At 56.7% G+C, this 17,203-nt stretch carries 13 protein-coding genes and 1 rRNA gene; 6 read left to right on the top strand and 8 right to left on the bottom strand.

All coding sequences use genetic code 11. The features are described from left to right. Positions 1 to 106 precede the first annotated feature (106 nt). From lysC to ACOTXL_RS20065, 3 genes are all read left to right on the top strand, one after another. Positions 107 to 1,456, top strand: coding sequence for a lysine-sensitive aspartokinase 3 (gene lysC / locus ACOTXL_RS20075; protein WP_045337031.1), 1,350 nt, complete (start codon positions 107 to 109; stop codon positions 1,454 to 1,456). Between the two features lie 93 nt (positions 1,457 to 1,549). Beyond that, a complete protein-coding gene (panS, locus tag ACOTXL_RS20070) occupies positions 1,550 to 2,494 on the top strand; it encodes a ketopantoate/pantoate/pantothenate transporter PanS (protein WP_045350764.1) in 945 nt (314 codons plus the stop codon). 50 nt (positions 2,495 to 2,544) lie between these two features. Next, a complete protein-coding gene (locus ACOTXL_RS20065) occupies positions 2,545 to 2,817 on the top strand; it encodes a DUF3811 domain-containing protein (protein ID WP_003860346.1) in 273 nt (90 codons plus the stop codon). Here ACOTXL_RS20065 and rluF read toward each other — a convergent pair whose 3' ends face one another. Next, positions 2,818 to 3,690: a 23S rRNA pseudouridine(2604) synthase RluF gene (gene rluF, locus ACOTXL_RS20060; RefSeq protein WP_045346556.1), complete on the bottom strand. Its 873-nt coding sequence runs from the start codon at positions 3,688 to 3,690 to the stop codon at positions 2,818 to 2,820. It lies immediately after the preceding gene. 197 nt (positions 3,691 to 3,887) lie between these two features. Between rluF and ACOTXL_RS20055 the strand changes: the two genes are divergently transcribed. After that, a complete protein-coding gene (locus ACOTXL_RS20055; RefSeq protein WP_045350767.1) occupies positions 3,888 to 4,190 on the top strand; it encodes a type II toxin-antitoxin system RelE/ParE family toxin in 303 nt (100 codons plus the stop codon). Between the two features lie 6 nt (positions 4,191 to 4,196). Next, complete coding sequence (locus ACOTXL_RS20050; protein WP_032610152.1) at positions 4,197 to 4,484, top strand: addiction module antidote protein; 288 nt, start codon at positions 4,197 to 4,199, stop codon at positions 4,482 to 4,484. On the opposite strand, the gene ACOTXL_RS20045 is transcribed toward ACOTXL_RS20050, so the two are convergent. Both ACOTXL_RS20045 and metH read right to left on the bottom strand, forming a co-directional pair. Continuing rightward, positions 4,481 to 6,112: a Na/Pi cotransporter family protein gene (locus tag ACOTXL_RS20045; protein ID WP_003860350.1), complete on the bottom strand. Its 1,632-nt coding sequence runs from the start codon at positions 6,110 to 6,112 to the stop codon at positions 4,481 to 4,483. The genes ACOTXL_RS20050 and ACOTXL_RS20045 overlap by 4 nt on opposite strands. A gap of 116 nt (positions 6,113 to 6,228) precedes the next feature. Further along, positions 6,229 to 9,912 carry a methionine synthase gene (metH, locus tag ACOTXL_RS20040; protein WP_045350768.1) on the bottom strand — a complete coding sequence of 1,228 codons (3,684 nt, stop codon included), beginning with the start codon at positions 9,910 to 9,912 and terminating at the stop codon, positions 6,229 to 6,231. A gap of 193 nt (positions 9,913 to 10,105) precedes the next feature. Here metH and iclR point away from each other — a divergent pair, with 193 nt between their 5' ends. Continuing rightward, positions 10,106 to 10,933, top strand: coding sequence for a glyoxylate bypass operon transcriptional repressor IclR (gene iclR / locus ACOTXL_RS20035; RefSeq protein WP_003860353.1), 828 nt, complete (start codon positions 10,106 to 10,108; stop codon positions 10,931 to 10,933). A 23-nt stretch (positions 10,934 to 10,956) separates the two neighbouring features. Here the strand turns inward: iclR and aceK are convergent, their stop codons facing one another. From aceK to rrf, 5 genes are all read right to left on the bottom strand, one after another. Next, a complete protein-coding gene (aceK, locus tag ACOTXL_RS20030) occupies positions 10,957 to 12,708 on the bottom strand; it encodes a bifunctional isocitrate dehydrogenase kinase/phosphatase (RefSeq protein ID WP_045350769.1) in 1,752 nt (583 codons plus the stop codon). A gap of 51 nt (positions 12,709 to 12,759) precedes the next feature. After that, entirely contained in the window at positions 12,760 to 14,064 is a 1,305-nt protein-coding gene (gene aceA, locus ACOTXL_RS20025; protein ID WP_045350770.1) for an isocitrate lyase, read from the bottom strand. A 31-nt stretch (positions 14,065 to 14,095) separates the two neighbouring features. Further along, positions 14,096 to 15,697, bottom strand: coding sequence for a malate synthase A (aceB, locus tag ACOTXL_RS20020; RefSeq protein ID WP_045350771.1), 1,602 nt, complete (start codon positions 15,695 to 15,697; stop codon positions 14,096 to 14,098). A gap of 269 nt (positions 15,698 to 15,966) precedes the next feature. Next, complete coding sequence (metA, locus tag ACOTXL_RS20015; RefSeq protein ID WP_003860360.1) at positions 15,967 to 16,896, bottom strand: homoserine O-acetyltransferase MetA; 930 nt, start codon at positions 16,894 to 16,896, stop codon at positions 15,967 to 15,969. A gap of 224 nt (positions 16,897 to 17,120) precedes the next feature. Continuing rightward, positions 17,121 to 17,203: ribosomal RNA gene (gene rrf / locus ACOTXL_RS20010) — 5S ribosomal RNA — on the bottom strand; the annotation flags it as partial.

Genomic DNA, 17,203 nt, shown 5'->3' with positions numbered 1-17,203 from the left:
GACCTCCCCCGCATTTTATTTATAGGGCCGTATTTTGCGCCTGCACCTGTTCTCGCTTCATTCTTGTGCCAAGGTCGCTCTATTCATTCCCTGACACGAGGTTGTTATGACGAGTTTTGTGGTCGCCAAGTTTGGCGGCACCAGTGTGGCAGACTACGATGCCATGAACCGCAGCGCCGATGTGGTGCTGGCCGATCCGAATACCCGCCTGGTGGTACTTTCCGCCTCAGCCGGCGTGACGAACCTGCTGGTTTCTCTGTCTGAAGGACTGGAAGCGACCGAGCGTTTCGTGAAGCTGGATGCACTGCGCAAAATTCAGTTCGACATTCTCGAGCGTCTGCAAAACCCGAACGTCATTCGTGAGGAAGTGGAACGCCTGCTGGAAAATATCACCACTCTGGCCGAAGCCGCGTCGCTGGCAACCTCTACCGCCCTGACCGATGAGCTGGTCAGCCACGGTGAATTAATGTCTACCCTGCTGTTCGTTGAGATCATGCGCGAGCGCAATATTCAGGCGCAGTGGTTCGACGTGCGTAAAGTCATGCGCACCAGCGACCGCTTTGGCCGCGCCGAGCCGGACGTGGAAGCGTTGGCTGAACTGACTAACCAGCAGCTTGCCCCGCGCCTGGATGAAGGCATAGTGATCACCCAGGGCTTTATCGGCAGCGAAGCCAAAGGGCGCACAACCACGCTGGGCCGTGGCGGTAGCGACTACACCGCCGCCCTGCTGGGTGAAGCCCTGCACGCCACCCGCGTGGATATCTGGACGGACGTGCCGGGAATCTACACCACCGACCCGCGCGTGGTCTCTGCGGCAAAACGTATTGACGTGATCGCCTTTGAAGAGGCGGCTGAAATGGCCACCTTCGGCGCGAAAGTGCTGCACCCGGCCACGCTGCTGCCCGCCGTGCGCAGCGACATTCCGGTCTTCGTTGGCTCAAGTAAAGATCCAAAGGCGGGCGGGACGCTGGTCTGCAAGAAAACCGAGAACCCGCCGCTGTTCCGCGCGCTGGCCCTGCGTCGTAAGCAGACGCTGGTTACCCTGCACAGCCATAATATGCTGCATTCCCGCGGCTTCCTGGCAGAAGTGTTTGGCATCCTGGCGCGCCACAATATCTCTGTAGATTTGATTACCACTTCTGAAGTGAGTATTGCGCTGACGCTGGACACCACCGGTTCAACCTCAACGGGTGATACCCTGCTGACGCAGTCGCTGCTGATTGAGCTTTCCGAGTTGTGCCGTGTGGAAGTGGAAGAAGACCTGGCGCTGGTGGCCATCATCGGCAACAAGCTGTCGCGCGCCTGTGGCGTGGGTAAAGAGGTGTTCGGCGTGCTCGACCCGTTCAATATCCGCATGATCTGCTACGGTGCATCCAGCTACAACCTCTGCTTCCTGGTCCCTGCCGATCAGGCCGAGCAGGTCGTGCAGAAACTTCATCAGAATTTGTTTGAATAAAATTCGTTAGCACGTTAAACAATATCGATAAGCCGGGCACAGACCCGGCTTTTTTATAACAAAACAACACGACAATACTGCAAGGAATTCACTATGCTCTCCGCTATCACCCGGCTGTTCCCGTTATGGGCGCTGCTGCTCTCCGTACTCGCGTATTACACTCCTGCCACGTTCACGGGCATTGGTCCGTGGGTCACCACGCTACTGATGCTGATTATGTTCGGCATGGGCGTGCATCTGAAAATTGACGATTTCAAACGCGTGCTGTCTCGCCCGGCGCCGGTTGCCGCAGGGATTTTCCTGCACTACCTGGTGATGCCGCTCGCGGCCTGGCTGCTGGCGATGGCCTTTAATATGCCGCCCGACCTTTCCGCCGGGATGGTGCTGGTGGGGAGCGTCGCCAGCGGCACGGCATCTAACGTCATGATCTATCTGGCGAAAGGCGACGTGGCGCTTTCCGTCACTATCTCGTCCGTTTCCACGCTGGTGGGCGTGATTGCCACGCCGCTGTTAACCCGCCTGTACGTGGACGCACATATCCAGGTGGACGTGATGGGCATGCTGCTCAGCATCCTGCAAATCGTGGTGATCCCGATTGCGCTGGGGCTGGTGATCCACCATCTCTTCCCGCGGGTGGTAAAAGCGGTTGAGCCGTATCTGCCCGCGTTTTCGATGATCTGCATACTGGCCATTATCAGCGCCGTGGTAGCCGGTTCCGCATCGCACATTGCTTCGGTGGGCTTTGTGGTGATCGTCGCGGTTGTGCTGCATAACACTATTGGTCTGCTGGGCGGTTACTGGGGCGGGAAGCTGTTTGGCTTTGACGAATCCACCTGCCGCACGCTGGCGATCGAAGTGGGGATGCAGAACTCCGGCCTGGCGGCGGCGCTGGGTAAAATTTACTTCTCACCGCTGGCAGCGCTACCGGGGGCGCTGTTCTCCGTCTGGCATAACCTGTCCGGTTCGCTGTTAGCAGGGTACTGGTCCGGTAAGCCGATTGATGACCAACCGAAAAAAGATGCGGTGAAACAGGGTTAATTGTCCCGGCTTGCTTTACACTGAAGCCTCCCCATCAGGAGGCTTCAGCAATGGCTACACCACGTTTGACCCAGAAAGACATGACCGAAGCCGAGCAGCGCGAACTTAAAACGCTTCTCGACCGCGCCCGCATCGCGCATGGCCGCACGCTGACGAACGCCGAAACCAATCAGGTTAAAAAAGAGTACATCGACAAGCTGATGGCGCAACGTGAGGCTGCGGCGAAAAAAGCCCGCAAGCTGAAAAAAGAGCAGGCTTATAAGCCGGATGCAGAGGCGACCTTTTCCTGGTCCGCCAATACATCAACCCGTGGAAGGCGCTAATTAGCGCCCTTTCTTTTTGCGCCCCGGCTGGGTAAAGCGTTTTCCGTTGCCCGGCTTGCCCCGCCCTTTCTCTTCCGCCTGCGGTGCCTTCACCACCGGACGCTTAATCGTCTGCGTTTTCGGTTTGGCTTTAGCTTTCGGCTTCGCCTCGGACGAGGAGTTTTCGATAAGTTTGAACAGCTCGATCAGCTCGTCGTCCGTTAAGTCACGCCACTCGCCCAACGGGATCCCGGACAGGCTGACGTTCATGATGCGCGTGCGTTCCAGCTTCGTCACTTCGTAACCGAAGTACTCGCACATGCGGCGGATCTGGCGGTTCAGGCCCTGCACCAGCGTGATACGAAACGCAAACGGCGCCTCTTTTCTGACTTTACACTTCTTCGTCACGGTACCCAGAATCGGCACGCCTGCGCCCATCCCGCGAATGAACTCGTCCGTCACCGGCTTGTTCACCGTCACGATGTACTCTTTCTCGTGGTCGTTACCGGCACGCAGAATTTTGTTGACCAGATCGCCGTGGTTGGTAAGGAAAATCAACCCCTGAGAGTCCTTATCCAGACGGCCAATCGGGAAAATGCGGCTGCTGTGGTTCACGAAATCAACAATGTTGTCCCGCTCGCCATCTTCCGTGGTGCTGACAATCCCAACCGGTTTGTTCAACGCGATAAACACCAGGTCTTCGGCATCACGCGGTTCGATGACCTGACCATTCACTTTCACCACATCGCCAGGTACCACCTGATCACCAATGGTGGCGCGTTTGCCGTTAAGAAACACGTTACCCTGTTCAATGTAACGGTCAGCCTCGCGACGTGAGCAGATCCCGCTCTCGCTAATGTATTTGTTTAATCGGGTTGATTGAGTTGGCAGCATAGTTTCTCCTGTGAAGGGCGAAATATACCTTAGGTTTGGGCTGGAAAAAAAGATTAGCCGACGGTTACTGAGACGGGTTTTTTAGTTTGCGAGACGCTTTCAGGATTTAGCGTCAGGCTATTTATCCTTGAGCTAACTCCTTTTAGCTTTACTCTCCAGAGACAATTGCTTGTAGTTTATAAATCACAGGGAGTAATATGAAGGAGATCGTTCAGACAGAATCCTTCCGACGCTGGGAGCAAAATTTAAAGGACAGGCGGGCAAAGACGATTATCGCTTCCCGCCTCTTTAGGCTGGCAAATGGCTTAGCGGGCGACATTAGACCCGTGGGGGAAGGTATCAGTGAACTGAGGATCCACTTTGGCCCGGGCTACAGAGTCTATTTTAAGGACCAGGGCAATTGCATCATCGTGCTGTTATGTGGTGGTGACAAAAGCAGCCAGGCCAGAGACATACTTATGGCAGAAATGCTGAGCAATGTATCCCAATGGCAGGAGTGAATGAGCATGCATAAATTAACACCCTACGATCCAGCCAACGCACTGGTGGATGACGAGGAAATCGCTGTGTTTATGGCTGATGCATTAGAGACGGGTGACTCAGCGTACATTGCTAAAGCGCTGGGCGTCATCGCCCGAGCGAAAGGGATGTCGACCATTTCCCTGCAAACGGGCCTGTCACGAGAACAACTGTATCGATCATTCAGTGATAAGGGGAACCCAACGCTCAAAACCACGCTGGCGGTCATGAAAGCATTGGGCCTTGGGTTAACAATCAAACCCTCTGGGGATTAATACTCATCCCGCTCGTCATCTTCATCCGGTTGCTCCATCACGCTGTACGCCACCGCGCAGAACAACGAGTTGAGACGTTTCATATCGCCCAGCAGCCCCAGATGGAGCGAGCTGGTTTCGATACTCTGCACGTTCTGCTGATGCAGACGCTCAACGTGGGCGTGCGAGTAGCGGCGATTAAGGATGCGGAAACGATGCTTGTTGCGGCGCAGGCGGCGCGCGCTCGGCACGTCGCTGGAGAAGAAGACCGACATCGCCAGCTTCAGGTTGCTGACCAGCTGTTCGTGCAGCGCTTCCAGCTCCTTCAGCCCTTCCACAGAAAACGCCCGACGTGCTGCCAGGGATTTGTCCGCGATTTCACTGCCCATACGCTCGACAATATCCGAAGCCTGCTCCAGGTTAAGCGACATCTCAATGATTTCCGCCCAGCGGCGGGATTCCTCTTCCGCCAGCTCGTCCTGGGGGATCCGCGCCAGATAGAGCTTGATGGCGGTATACAGCACGTTGATATCGTCCGCCAGCCTGCGCAGCTCTTTTTCTTCACGCGGCTCACCGTGCATCACCTTTTGCAACCCTTCCAGCATGGTTTCCATCGCGTCACCCATGCGCAGCGTTTCGCGGGCGGCATTGGCGATGGCCAGCGCGGGCGTGTCCAGCACAGAGGTGTCCAAATGCTTCGGTTTAAGGCGCGCGTCCAGCTCCGGTTCATCACGAATTAGCCGCTCGCAGAAGCGGGCCATCGGCGCGGCAAACGGCACCATCGCCAGACAGCGTACCAGGTTGTAGAAGACGTGGAAGTAGATCACCAGCTCCGCTTTCGGCAGAGAGAGATTGTCCATCAGGTTCGCCAGCGGGTGCACAAACGGCAGAATAATCAGGCTGCCCACCAGCTTAAAGAGCAAACTCCCCAGTGCCACCCGGCGGGCGGCAGCGTTGGCGGCGCTGTTGTTGAGCATCGCCAGCAGGCCAGAGCCGAGGTTGGCACCGATCACCAGGCACAGCGCCACCGGGAAGGAAATGACCCCTGCGGCGGTTAAGGTCGCCGTCAGCAGGACCGCTGCCAGGCTGGAGTAGCTGACGATGGCGAATACTGCGCCGATCAGCGCATCCAGCATAATATCGCCGGTTAACGAGGCGAAGATGACCTGTACACCGTTGGCCTGGGTGATCGGCGTGACAGCCTGCACAATCAACTCCAGCGCCAGCAGGATCAGCCCGAGGCCAATACCGACGCGGCCAAGCTGCCCGGCACGGCTTTGCTTACGGCCGAGGAAGAAAATGACGCCGATAAAAATCAGCAGCGGCGACAGCCAGGAGAGATCGAACGTCAGGATACGCGCCATCAGCGCGGTACCGACGTCGGCGCCCAGGACAATCACCAGCGCCGGGGCGAGCGCCACCAGATCCTGCGCCACGAACGAGGTGACGAGCATGGTGGTGGCGTTGCTGCTTTGCACCAGCGCCGTGACGCCAATACCCGCGCAGAAGGCGAGCGGCTTCTTCTCAACGCTGCCGCTGAGAACGGTACGTAAACGTGCGCCAAACACACGCATCACGCCGGTACGAACGATATGGGTGCCCCATACCAGCAGTGCGACTGCGGAGAGCAGGTGTAACAACGTCAACACGGTAGGCATTCCTCCTTATCGTTATTCGCTTTCCTGAGGTTCAGTATAAGGGTTTAAACGTAAGAAAGAGACAAGGCACCATAGCGGTGCCCTGTTTGTTGTAAGGAAAAGTGACGTTAGTCTGCGTCGTAGCCTAAATTCGGCGCCAGCCAGCGTTCCACCTCTGACACGCTCATGCCTTTACGCAGAGCGTAATCCTCAATCTGATCGCGCTGAAGCTGTGCCACGGCGAAGTACTTGCTGTCCGGATGGCTGAAGTACCAGCCGGAAACGGACGCGCCCGGCCACATGGCGAACGACTCGGTAAGTTTCATGCCCGTATGCGCTTCCACGTCGAGCAGTTTCCAGATAGTGCCCTTCTCGGTGTGTTCCGGGCAGGCCGGATACCCCGGCGCCGGACGAATGCCCTGGTAATTTTCGCGGATCAGCTCCTCGTTGCTGAGATTCTCATTGGCCGCGTAGCCCCAGTGCACCTTACGTACGCGCTCGTGCAGATACTCGGCAAAGGCTTCCGCCAGGCGATCGGCAATCGCTTTCACCATGATTTTGTTGTAATCATCGTGCTGCCCGTCGTACGCATCCGCCAGCGCGTCTTCTTCCAGACCGCCGGTTACGGCAAAGGCGCCGATATAGTCGGCTTTACCGGAGAGTTTCGGTGCGACGAAATCCGCCAGGCAGTAGTTGGCAAAGCCCACTTTCTCGGTTTGCTGGCGCAGATGGTGGCTCACGGCCAGCACATGGGTGCGGGTTTCATCGCGGTAGATTTCCACGTCGTCGCCCACGCGGTTCGCCGGGAACAGCCCCACCACGCCGCGCGGGTTGAGGGCTTTCTCTGCGCTCAGCCTGTCGAGCATGTCGTTAGCATCTTTAAACAGGCGCTTCGCCTCTTCGCCCACCACCTCATCTTCAAGAATGCGCGGATATTTGCCCGCCAGCGACCAGGTCATGAAGAACGGCGTCCAGTCGATGTAGTTACGCAGCGTTTCGATGCTGGCCGTCACGTCCTGCACGCCCAGACGGTGTGCGACCGGCGGCGTATAGCTGGACCAGTCGAACGCCAGATCGTTTTCGCGCGCCGCCTGAAGCGAAACCGGCGGCGTGCGCGGTTTCTTACGTCCATGCTGAATGCGGACGGTTTCATACTCTTTGCGGGTGCGGGCGACAAAGTCATCGCGCTGGGTGTCGGACAGCAGCGCGGAGACCACGCCCACGGTGCGCGAGGCGTTTTGGACATACACCGTCGGCCCGCTGTAGTTCTGCTCGATTTTCACCGCCGTGTGGGCTTTCGAGGTGGTTGCCCCGCCAATCAGCAGTGGAATGGTGAAGCCCTGGCGCTCCATCTCTTTTGCCACGTTGACCATTTCGTCCAGCGACGGCGTAATCAGCCCGGAAAGACCAATCAAATCCGCATTCACTTCGCGCGCGGTCCTGAGGATTTTATCCGCCGGGACCATCACGCCAAGATCGATAATTTCGTAGTTATTACACTGCAACACCACGCCAACGATGTTTTTGCCGATGTCGTGTACGTCGCCCTTCACGGTGGCGATGACCATTTTACCGTTACTGGAGCCCTTCTCTTTGCTGGCTTCGATAAAGGGTTCCAGATACGCCACCGCCTGTTTCATGACGCGGGCGGATTTCACCACCTGCGGCAGGAACATTTTGCCCTCGCCAAACAGATCGCCGACCACGTTCATGCCGTCCATCAGCGGCCCTTCGATCACTTCAATCGGACGGGCGGCCTGCTGACGCGCTTCCTCAGTATCCTGCTCGATAAACTCGGTAATGCCTTTTACCAGCGAGTATTCCAGACGCTTATTCACATCCCAGGAGCGCCATTCGGCCTGTTGAACGTTGGCTGATTCGTCAGATTTACTGCCGCGGTATTTTTCCGCCAGATCCAGCATGCGTTCGGTGGCGTCGTCACGACGATTGAGGATCACGTCTTCTACGGCGTCGCGCAGCTCGGCTGGCAGATCGTCGTAAATTGCCAGCTGGCCGGCGTTGACGATCCCCATGTCCATCCCGTTGCGGATGGCATAGTAGAGGAACACGGCGTGGATCGCCTCACGAACCGGGTCGTTGCCGCGGAACGAGAACGAGACGTTTGACACGCCGCCGGAGATCAGCGCATGCGGCAGTTCGCGTTTAATGTCTTCACACGCGCCGATGAAGTCCTGGGCGTAGTTGTTGTGCTCTTCGATGCCGGTCGCGACGGCGAAGATGTTCGGGTCGAAGATGATGTCTTCCGGCGGGAAGCCCACCTCTTCGGTCAAAATTTTGTACGCGCGGCGGCAAATCTCAATCTTGCGCTCGCGGGTATCGGCCTGACCCACTTCATCGAAGGCCATCACCACCACGGCGGCCCCGTAGCGACGCACCAGCTTCGCGTGGTGGATAAAGGTATCGACCCCCTCTTTCATCGAGATGGAGTTAACGATGCCTTTGCCCTGAATGCATTTCAGCCCTTTTTCGATGACGTCCCATTTAGAAGAGTCAATCATGATCGGCACGCGGGCGATATCCGGCTCACCGGCAATCAGGTTGAGGAAACGCACCATCGCCGCTTCGGCGTCGAGCATCCCCTCGTCCATGTTGATATCGATAATCTGCGCGCCGCTTTCCACCTGCTGGCGGGCAACGTCCAGCGCTTCGCTGTACTTCTCTTCTTTGATCAGACGCTTGAACTTCGCGGAGCCGGTGACGTTTGTACGCTCACCCACGTTCACAAACAGGCTGTCGTCGCCGATGGTCAACGGCTCCAGGCCGGACAGACGACAGGCTACCGGAAGCTCGGGTAGCTTGCGCGGTGGAAGCCCGGCGACGGCGCGGCTCATGGCGGCGATATGCTCCGGCGTGGTGCCGCAGCAGCCGCCGACGATGTTGAGGAAGCCAGATTCGGCCCACTCGCGGATTTGCGCCGCCATGGTGTCGGCATCCAGATCATACTCACCGAACGCGTTCGGCAGACCGGCGTTCGGGTGGGCGGTGACGTAGCACTCTGCGATGCGCGAAAGCTCCTGCACGTACTGGCGCAGCTCGTCCGGCCCCAGCGCGCAGTTCAGGCCGAAGCAGAGCGCTTCGGCATGGCGCAGAGAGTTATAAAACGCTTCGGTTGTCTGGCCGGAAAGCGTGCGCCCCGAGGCATCGGTGATGGTACCGGAAATCATGATCGGCAGGTCGACGCCCAGCGCCTCGAACTCCTCTTTCACCGCGTAAACCGCGGCCTTGGCGTTGAGAGTGTCGAATACCGTTTCAATCAGGATCAGATCGGAACCGCCTTCCACCAGCGCTCTGGTCGATTCACGGTAGGCAACAACCAGCTGGTCAAAGGTGATATTACGAAACGCCGGGTCGTTGACGTCCGGTGAAATCGACGCGGTGCGGTTGGTTGGGCCAAGCACCCCGGCAACGTAGCGCGGCTTGTCCGGCGTGCGGGCCGTCCACTCGTCGGCGCAGGCGCGCGCCAGCTTCGCCGCTTCAAAGTTGATCTCCGCCGACAGGGATTCCATCTGGTAATCCGCCATGGCGATGGTTGTCGAGTTGAAGGTGTTGGTTTCTACAATATCCGCACCCGCTTCGAAGTAAGCGTTGTGGATATCTATGATGACTGACGGTTTGCTCAACACCAGCAGGTCATTGTTCCCTTTCAGGTCACAAGGCCAGTCGGCAAAGCGCTCGCCGCGGAAATCGTCTTCACTCAGACGATAGCCCTGGATCATGGTGCCCATGCCGCCGTCCAGCACCAGAATTCGTTCATTTAACTGCGCACGCAGTTGCTCTACTTTGCTGCTCACACTTGCTCCCGACAACGCTCAACAAGGCCAAAAGGCTGCGTTCCATACTGGCACAATCTCGCAGGGTGGAAAAGTCGCTCAGCGGTAACATGAGACATGTTCACTATCACTCCTCCGATCAGTCAGGAAAGCGGTTGCAAAACCACCAAATAAAACGAAAATGATTTCCACGATACAGAAAAAGGAGTTCGTCATGGTTACGACCGTTCCCGCTAAACGCGGCAGAAAACCTGCTGCAACCACCGCTGCACAACCTGGCGGACAGGTTCAATCCCTGACGCGCGGCCTGAAGCTGCTGGAATGGATAGCCGAATCGCACGGCAGCGTGGCCCTGACGGAGCTGGCGCAGCAGGCTGGCCTGCCGAACTCCACCACGCACCGTCTGCTGACCACCATGCAGCAGCTCGGCTTCGTGCGTCAGGTGGGCGAGCTGGGACACTGGGCGGTGGGGGCGCATGCGTTTATTGTCGGCAGCAGCTTCCTGCAAAGCCGCAACCTGCTGGCGATTGTCCACCCGATTCTGCGCAAGCTGATGGAGGAGTCCGGCGAGACGGTAAACCTGGCCGTACTGGATCAGAGCGATCACCAGGCGATTATTATCGACCAGGTGCAGTGTACGCAGCTGATGCGCATGTCCGCACCGATTGGCGGCAAGCTGCCAATGCACGCCTCTGGCGCAGGGAAAGCGTTTCTCTCGCAGCTGAGCGAAGAGCAGGTAACGGGGCTGCTGCACCGTAAAGGGCTGCACGCCTATACCCACGCCACGCTGGTGTCGCCCGTGCATCTGAAAGAAGATCTGGCTCTAACCCGCAAGCGCGGCTATTCGTTTGATGACGAAGAACATGCCCTCGGGCTGCGCTGCCTCGCGTCCTGCATTTTTGACGAGCACCGCGAGCCGTTTGCCGCCATCTCCATCTCCGGGCCGATTTCACGCATGACCGACGACCGCGTCACCGAGCTGGGCGCGATGGTGATTAAGGCCGCGAAAGAGGTGACGCTGGCGTATGGTGGGATTCGTTAAACGTGCATTGCCGCCTGATGCCCTCACCCCGGCCCTCTCCCACAGGGAGAGGGAGAAAAGCGGATGCAAAACCGCTGCTTGCGGCGGTAAGCGTAGACATCTTCCACGTGTCCGTTTTTGATCCGCGTTTGCAGCCCGCGCCAGTAGCTGGCGCGGAACAGATCGGCATGCATCTCTTCGAATAGCGGCCCGATGCGCGGGTCGGCACACAGCCAGTGGCGAAACTCCTCCGGAAACACATCGCCCGGCGATACGCTGTACCACGGCTCGCTGGACAGTTCATCTTCCGGATAGCGCGGCGGCGGGATATCGCGGAAGTTCACCTCGGTCATGTAGCAAATTTCATCGTAATCGTAGAACACCACCCGCCCGTGACGGGTGACGCCGAAGTTTTTAAACAGCATGTCGCCGGGGAAAATATTGGCGGCGGCGAGCTGGCGAATCGCATTGCCGTACTCTTCAATGGCGTCTCGTAAAGCCTGGCCTTCGGACTGCTCCAGCCAGATATTTAACGGCACCATCCGGCGTTCGATATAGAGATGGCTAATCGCAATCTTATCGCCAAGATCGGTAATTTTCGTCGGCGCTTCCTGCATTAGCAGCGACATCAGCGACGGATCGATCTGCTGCTTATCCAGCACAAAGTTTTCAAACTCCTGGGTATCGGCCATTCGCCCGACACGATCGTGCTCTTTAACCAGCTGATAGCAGGCGCGAACGTGCGCGGCGCTCATCTCCTTCTGCGGGGCGAATTTATCCTTAATCACCTTAAACACGCGGTCGAAGCCCGGCAGTGTGAAAACCAGCATCACCATGCCGCGGATCCCCGGCGCTTCGATAAACTGCTCATCAGCCGTGGTGACATAACGCAGGTATTCCCGATAACTTTCCGTTTTGGCATGCTTCTGACAGCCAATCGCCATGTACAGCTCGGCGGTGGTTTTGCCCGGCAGGATCTCGCGCAGCCACTCCACCAGGGCGGCAGGCAGTGGGGCATAGACCATGAAATAGGAACGGGCGAAGCCAAATACGATACTGGCCTCAGCGCTGGTAGTCAGGCAGGTATCGACAAACAGTTGGCCGTCGTCGGTACGGTGAATGGGCAGCAGAAACGGCACGATGGCTGTCGGCGTAACCAGTTTGCCCACCAGCCAGGCGGCCTTATTCCGGTAGAAAAGCTCGTTGGCAACCTGCAAATGGCTGCGGCTGAGCACCTCCTCGCCGAAGGTTTCATTGAGATACGCATGGATATAGCCGATATCCCGGGGTTTATTCTCCCACGGCAGGCGCAGCGGCAAATCCGTTAAGACGCGGTGCAGGAGCTTTTCCCAGCCGCGATCGGGAAAGAAATCTTTCGCCAGCGGACGCGGAATGGTACGGAAGCGGCGCTCCGGCTGGGAGCTGAAGATAAATAACCGCTCAGGAGATAATGAGCGGTGGTCAAATAACCGGCAATAGACGGAGTTGAAAAAGCTCTCCGCAATCTCGAAGCGCGGGTAGTCGGGTAACAGATGGGTGTAATGCTCTTTCACGCGCAGTAAAAAATCCGCATCCGGGCTTTTACCGTCGGTGATACAGCGCAGTTGCTCCACCACCAGACCTACATGGTGATCATAAAGATGGATACGCTGCTTCATGGCCTGCTGAACCGCATGCCAGTCGGCGTGCTCAAAACGCTGTTGCGCGCCGGAGGTGACTTCCAGAAAGCGGCCATATTGGGCATCGAAGCCCTGCAAAATAGTTTGGGCAATCAGTAATTCCAGACCACGCGACATATATTCCCCCTCACCCCAACCCTCTCCCCGAGGGGGGAGAGGGGGAAAAGATTAGAACTGTGCTTCTTCCGTTGAGCCCGTTAATGCCGTGACGGAGGAGGCCCCGCCCTGAATAATCGTGGTCACATTATCGAAGTAGCCGGTTCCCACTTCCTGCTGGTGCGAAACGAAGGTATATCCCTCTTTGCCTGCCGCAAATTCTGGCTGCTGCACCTTCTCAACATAGTGCTTCATGCCTTCGCCCTGCGCGTAGGCGTGCGCCAGGTCGAACATGTTGAACCACATGCTGTGGATACCCGCCAGGGTGATGAACTGGTACTTGTAGCCCATATCCGACAGCTGCTGCTGGAAGCTGGCGATGGTGGTATCGTCCAGATTCTTTTGCCAGTTGAAGGACGGCGAACAGTTATAGGCCAGCAGCTTGCCCGGATACTTCGCATGAATCGCATCGGCAAAACGCTTCGCCAGCGCCAGATCCGGCGTGGAGGTTTCACACCAGACCAGGTCAGCGTAAGGGGCATAGGCCAGACCGCGGCTGATGGCCTGTTCGATACCGGCATGCGTGCGATAGAACCCCTCGCTGGTGCGCTCGCCGGTAATAAATTCGCTGTCGTACGGATCGCAGTCAGAGGTGATCAGGTCCGCCGCATCAGCATCGGTACGGGCAATCACCAGCGTCGGCACGCCGAGCACGTCAGCAGCCAGACGCGCGGCAACCAGCTTTTTGATCGCTTCCTGGGTTGGTACCAGCACTTTCCCGCCCATATGCCCGCACTTCTTGACCGACGCCAGTTGATCTTCAAAGTGAACGGCCGCTGCACCGGCCTCAATCATGGATTTCATCAGCTCAAAGGCGTTCAGCACGCCGCCGAAACCGGCTTCCGCATCGGCGACGATCGGCAGGAAATAGTCTATAAAACGCGGATCGTGGGGTTCGATACCCGCGGCCCACTGGATCTGATCCGCACGGCGGAAGGTATTGTTGATCCGATCCACCACTGACGGCACCGAGTTCGCCGGATAAAGAGATTGATCCGGATACATGCTGGAGGCAAGGTTAGCATCCGCCGCGACCTGCCAGCCGGAAAGATAGATAGCTTCAATGCCGGCCTTCGCCTGCTGCAATGCCTGACCGCCAGTCAGTGCGCCGAGGCTGTTGATATAGCCTTTTTTAGCTCCCCCGTGCAGCAGATCCCACATTTTTGCCGCGCCGTTCTGCGCCAGCGTACATTCCGGGTTAACCGAGCCACGTAACTTCACCACTTCCTCTGCGCTGTACGGGCGGCGAATGCCTTCCCAGCGCGGTTGGGTCCACTCTTTTTGTAACTCTTCGATCTGTTGGGTACGGGTTTTCATGTGCAGATGCTCCATATTGTTATGTGGTGAATTACGCCAGGAAGCGGTAGCCCGGCAGGGTCAGGAAGTCGATTAAGTCATCAGAGGTGGTGATTTGCTCCATCAGACGTGCAGCATCGTCAAAACGCCCACTGCTGAAGCGGTGCTCGCCCAGTTCGTCCTGGATGACCCGCATCTCTTCGGCCAGCATCTGACGGAACAGGGCTTTGGTTACCGGTTTGCCGTTGCTGAGCGTTTTTTGATGGTGGATCCACTGCCAGATGGAGGTACGTGAAATTTCCGCCGTGGCGGCATCTTCCATCAGGTCGTAAATCGGCACGCAGCCGTTGCCGGAGATCCATGCCTCGATGTACTGCACGGCGACGCGAATATTGGCGCGCATGCCCTCTTCCGTACGCTCGCCCGCACACGGCGCGAGCAACTGTTCTTCTGCGATGGGCGCATCATCTTCACGGGTGACAAACAGCTGGTTTTTGTTGTCGCCGAGTACGCGGTTAAAGACTTCCATCGCCGTATCGGCCAGACCGGGATGGGCAATCCACGTCCCGTCGTGGCCATTACGGGCTTCCAGCTCTTTATCGGCTTTCACCTTGTTGAGCACATGGTTGTTACGCTCAGCATCTTTGCTCGGGATAAAGGCCGCCATGCCGCCCATCGCAAAGGCGCCGCGTTTGTGACAGGTCTTAATCAGCAGGCGCGAGTAGGCGCTGAGGAACGGTTTATCCATAGTCACAACCTGACGATCCGGCAATACCCGGTCGGCATGGTTTTTCAGCGTTTTGATGTAGCTGAAGATGTAATCCCAGCGGCCGCAGTTCAGGCCCACAATATGGTCACGCAGCGCATGGAGGATCTCATGCATCTGGAATACGGCAGGCAGGGTTTCAATCAGCAGCGTGGCTTTAATGGTGCCGCGCGGCAGGCTGAAGCGGTCTTCTGCGTAGCTGAAAACTTCACTCCACCACGCCGCTTCCTGCCAGGACTGGGTTTTCGGCAGATAGAAATAGGGGCCGCTGCCTTTCGCCAGCAGGTTTTTATGGTTGTGGAAGAAGTACAGCGCAAAGTCGAACAGGCTGCCCGGAATCGCTTCTCCGCGCCAGGTGACGTGCTTTTCTGGCAAATGCAGACCGCGTACGCGACAGATCAGCACCGCCGGATTCGGTTTGAGCTGGTAAATTTTACCGGCTTCGTTGGTATAGCTGATGGTGCCATTGACGGCGTCGCGCAGGTTGATCTGCCCGTCGATAACTTTCTGCCAGTCCGGTGCCAGCGAGTCTTCAAAATCGGCCATAAAGACTTTGACGTTGGCATTCATGGCGTTGATCACCATTTTGCGCTCTACCGGGCCGGTGATCTCCACACGACGATCCTGTAAATCTTCAGGGATTCCGCGGATTTTCCAATCACCATGACGAATGGAAGCAGTTTCCGAAATAAATCCTGGCAACTTGCCGTTATCGATCCCCTGCTGTTGGTGAATGCGCGCCGCCAGCAGTTTATTACGCTGTGGCGTAAAGCGAGTCACCAGTTCAGTCAGAAACTCTACCGCTTCTGCCGTCAAAACTTGCTGTTCTTGCTCACCATTCGGCTGGGTAAAGGTCAGTTCATCGACCGTTGTTGCCTGTTGAGTCATCGTTCTGCTCCTCATCAAAGATCCAAATCACGCCCCCGACGCGAGCGAAAGATCGTTGTGTAGTTTTCGCTCAGCAGAATTAAGACTATCTATAATTTTTCCAAAATCAAAAACAATTTCCATTTTAATTTTAATTGCAACGCAACTTCATGATTACTATAGAGTTAAAGTTTCCTGGTATGTTGAACAGGATTTCGGAAATAAAAAAGGCACCCGAAGGTGCCTGATCTGAATAGCTGAAACGCTTTAGGATCGTTTAATGCAGACGATTACTCCAGCGTCGGATTCATGTGGCGAAGATCGTACGGCGTAATCTGGTAGACGTAATAGTTGAGCCAGTTGGTAAACAGCAAATTTCCATGACTACGCCAGGTTGCCCGAGGCGTGTTTTGTGGATCGTTTTTCGGGAAATAGTTGTACGGGACATCCGGATTCAGACCCGCTTCAACGTCACGAAAATACTCTGCCGCGAGGGTATGCGGATCGTACTCAGGATGGCCGGTAACGAACGCGATGCGTTTGTCTTTACTGGCGAACAGGTAGGCATCGCCGTCTTCCGTTTCGGCCAGGATTTCCAGGTCGGTGTAATCTCGGATCAGCTGTGCCGGAAAATCGGCGTAGCGAGAATGCGGGGCCAGGAAAGTGTCATCGAAACCACGCGTCAGCAGCGCATGCGGGTGAAGGATGTGGTGTTCGTATACGCCAGAAAGTTTGTCGCTGCGGGTTTGCTTGGGAATACCATACAGGATATTCAATGCGGCCTGTACCGCCCAACAGACAAACAAGGTGGACGTGACGTGATCTTTTGCCCACTCCAGCACCTGCCTGATCTGTGGCCAGTAGGCAACGTCATTAAATTCCACCAGACCCAGCGGTGCGCCGGTGACGATCAATCCATCGAAGTTCTCATCGCGAATATCTTCAAAATTACAGTAGAAGTTATTCAGATGCTCAGCAGGCGTGTTGCGTGACTCACGCGCGTCAATGCGCAGCAACTGGATATCAACCTGAAGCGGAGAGTTGGAGAGCAAACGCAAGAACTGGTTCTCTGTTTCGATCTTCTTTGGCATCAAATTAAGGATCAGCACCTTCAGCGGGCGAATTTCCTGACCAGAAGCACGCGAAGTTGTCATTACGAAGACATTCTCTTCACGCAAGAAATTGACGGCTGGTAGCTCGTCCTGCACCCGAATCGGCATAACCTTAAATCCTCACAGCATACGTATAAACGTTTAGACATCCAGACAGCTAACGATACCCAGAAACGGGGTTAATGTCGAGCCTGCAAGCGTAAGGTGAGAAAGTTTCAAGGAGGGGATGGTGCGGTTTGGTGCCCTCACCCCGGCCCTCTCCCACAGGGAGAGGGAGAAAAACAAAAGCAAAAAACCCCGCACCTTACGGTACGGGGTTCTTCTTGTTTGATGCCTGGCAGTTCCCTACTCTCACATGGGGAGACCCCACACTACCATCGGCGCTACGGCGTTTCACTTCTGAGTTCGGCATGGG

The sequence above is a fragment of the Enterobacter cloacae complex sp. IR5402 genome (genome assembly GCF_049238125.1).
GTDB lineage: Bacteria > Pseudomonadota > Gammaproteobacteria > Enterobacterales > Enterobacteriaceae > Enterobacter > Enterobacter hormaechei_C.
This window is presented reverse-complemented; position numbering and strand designations above follow the sequence as displayed.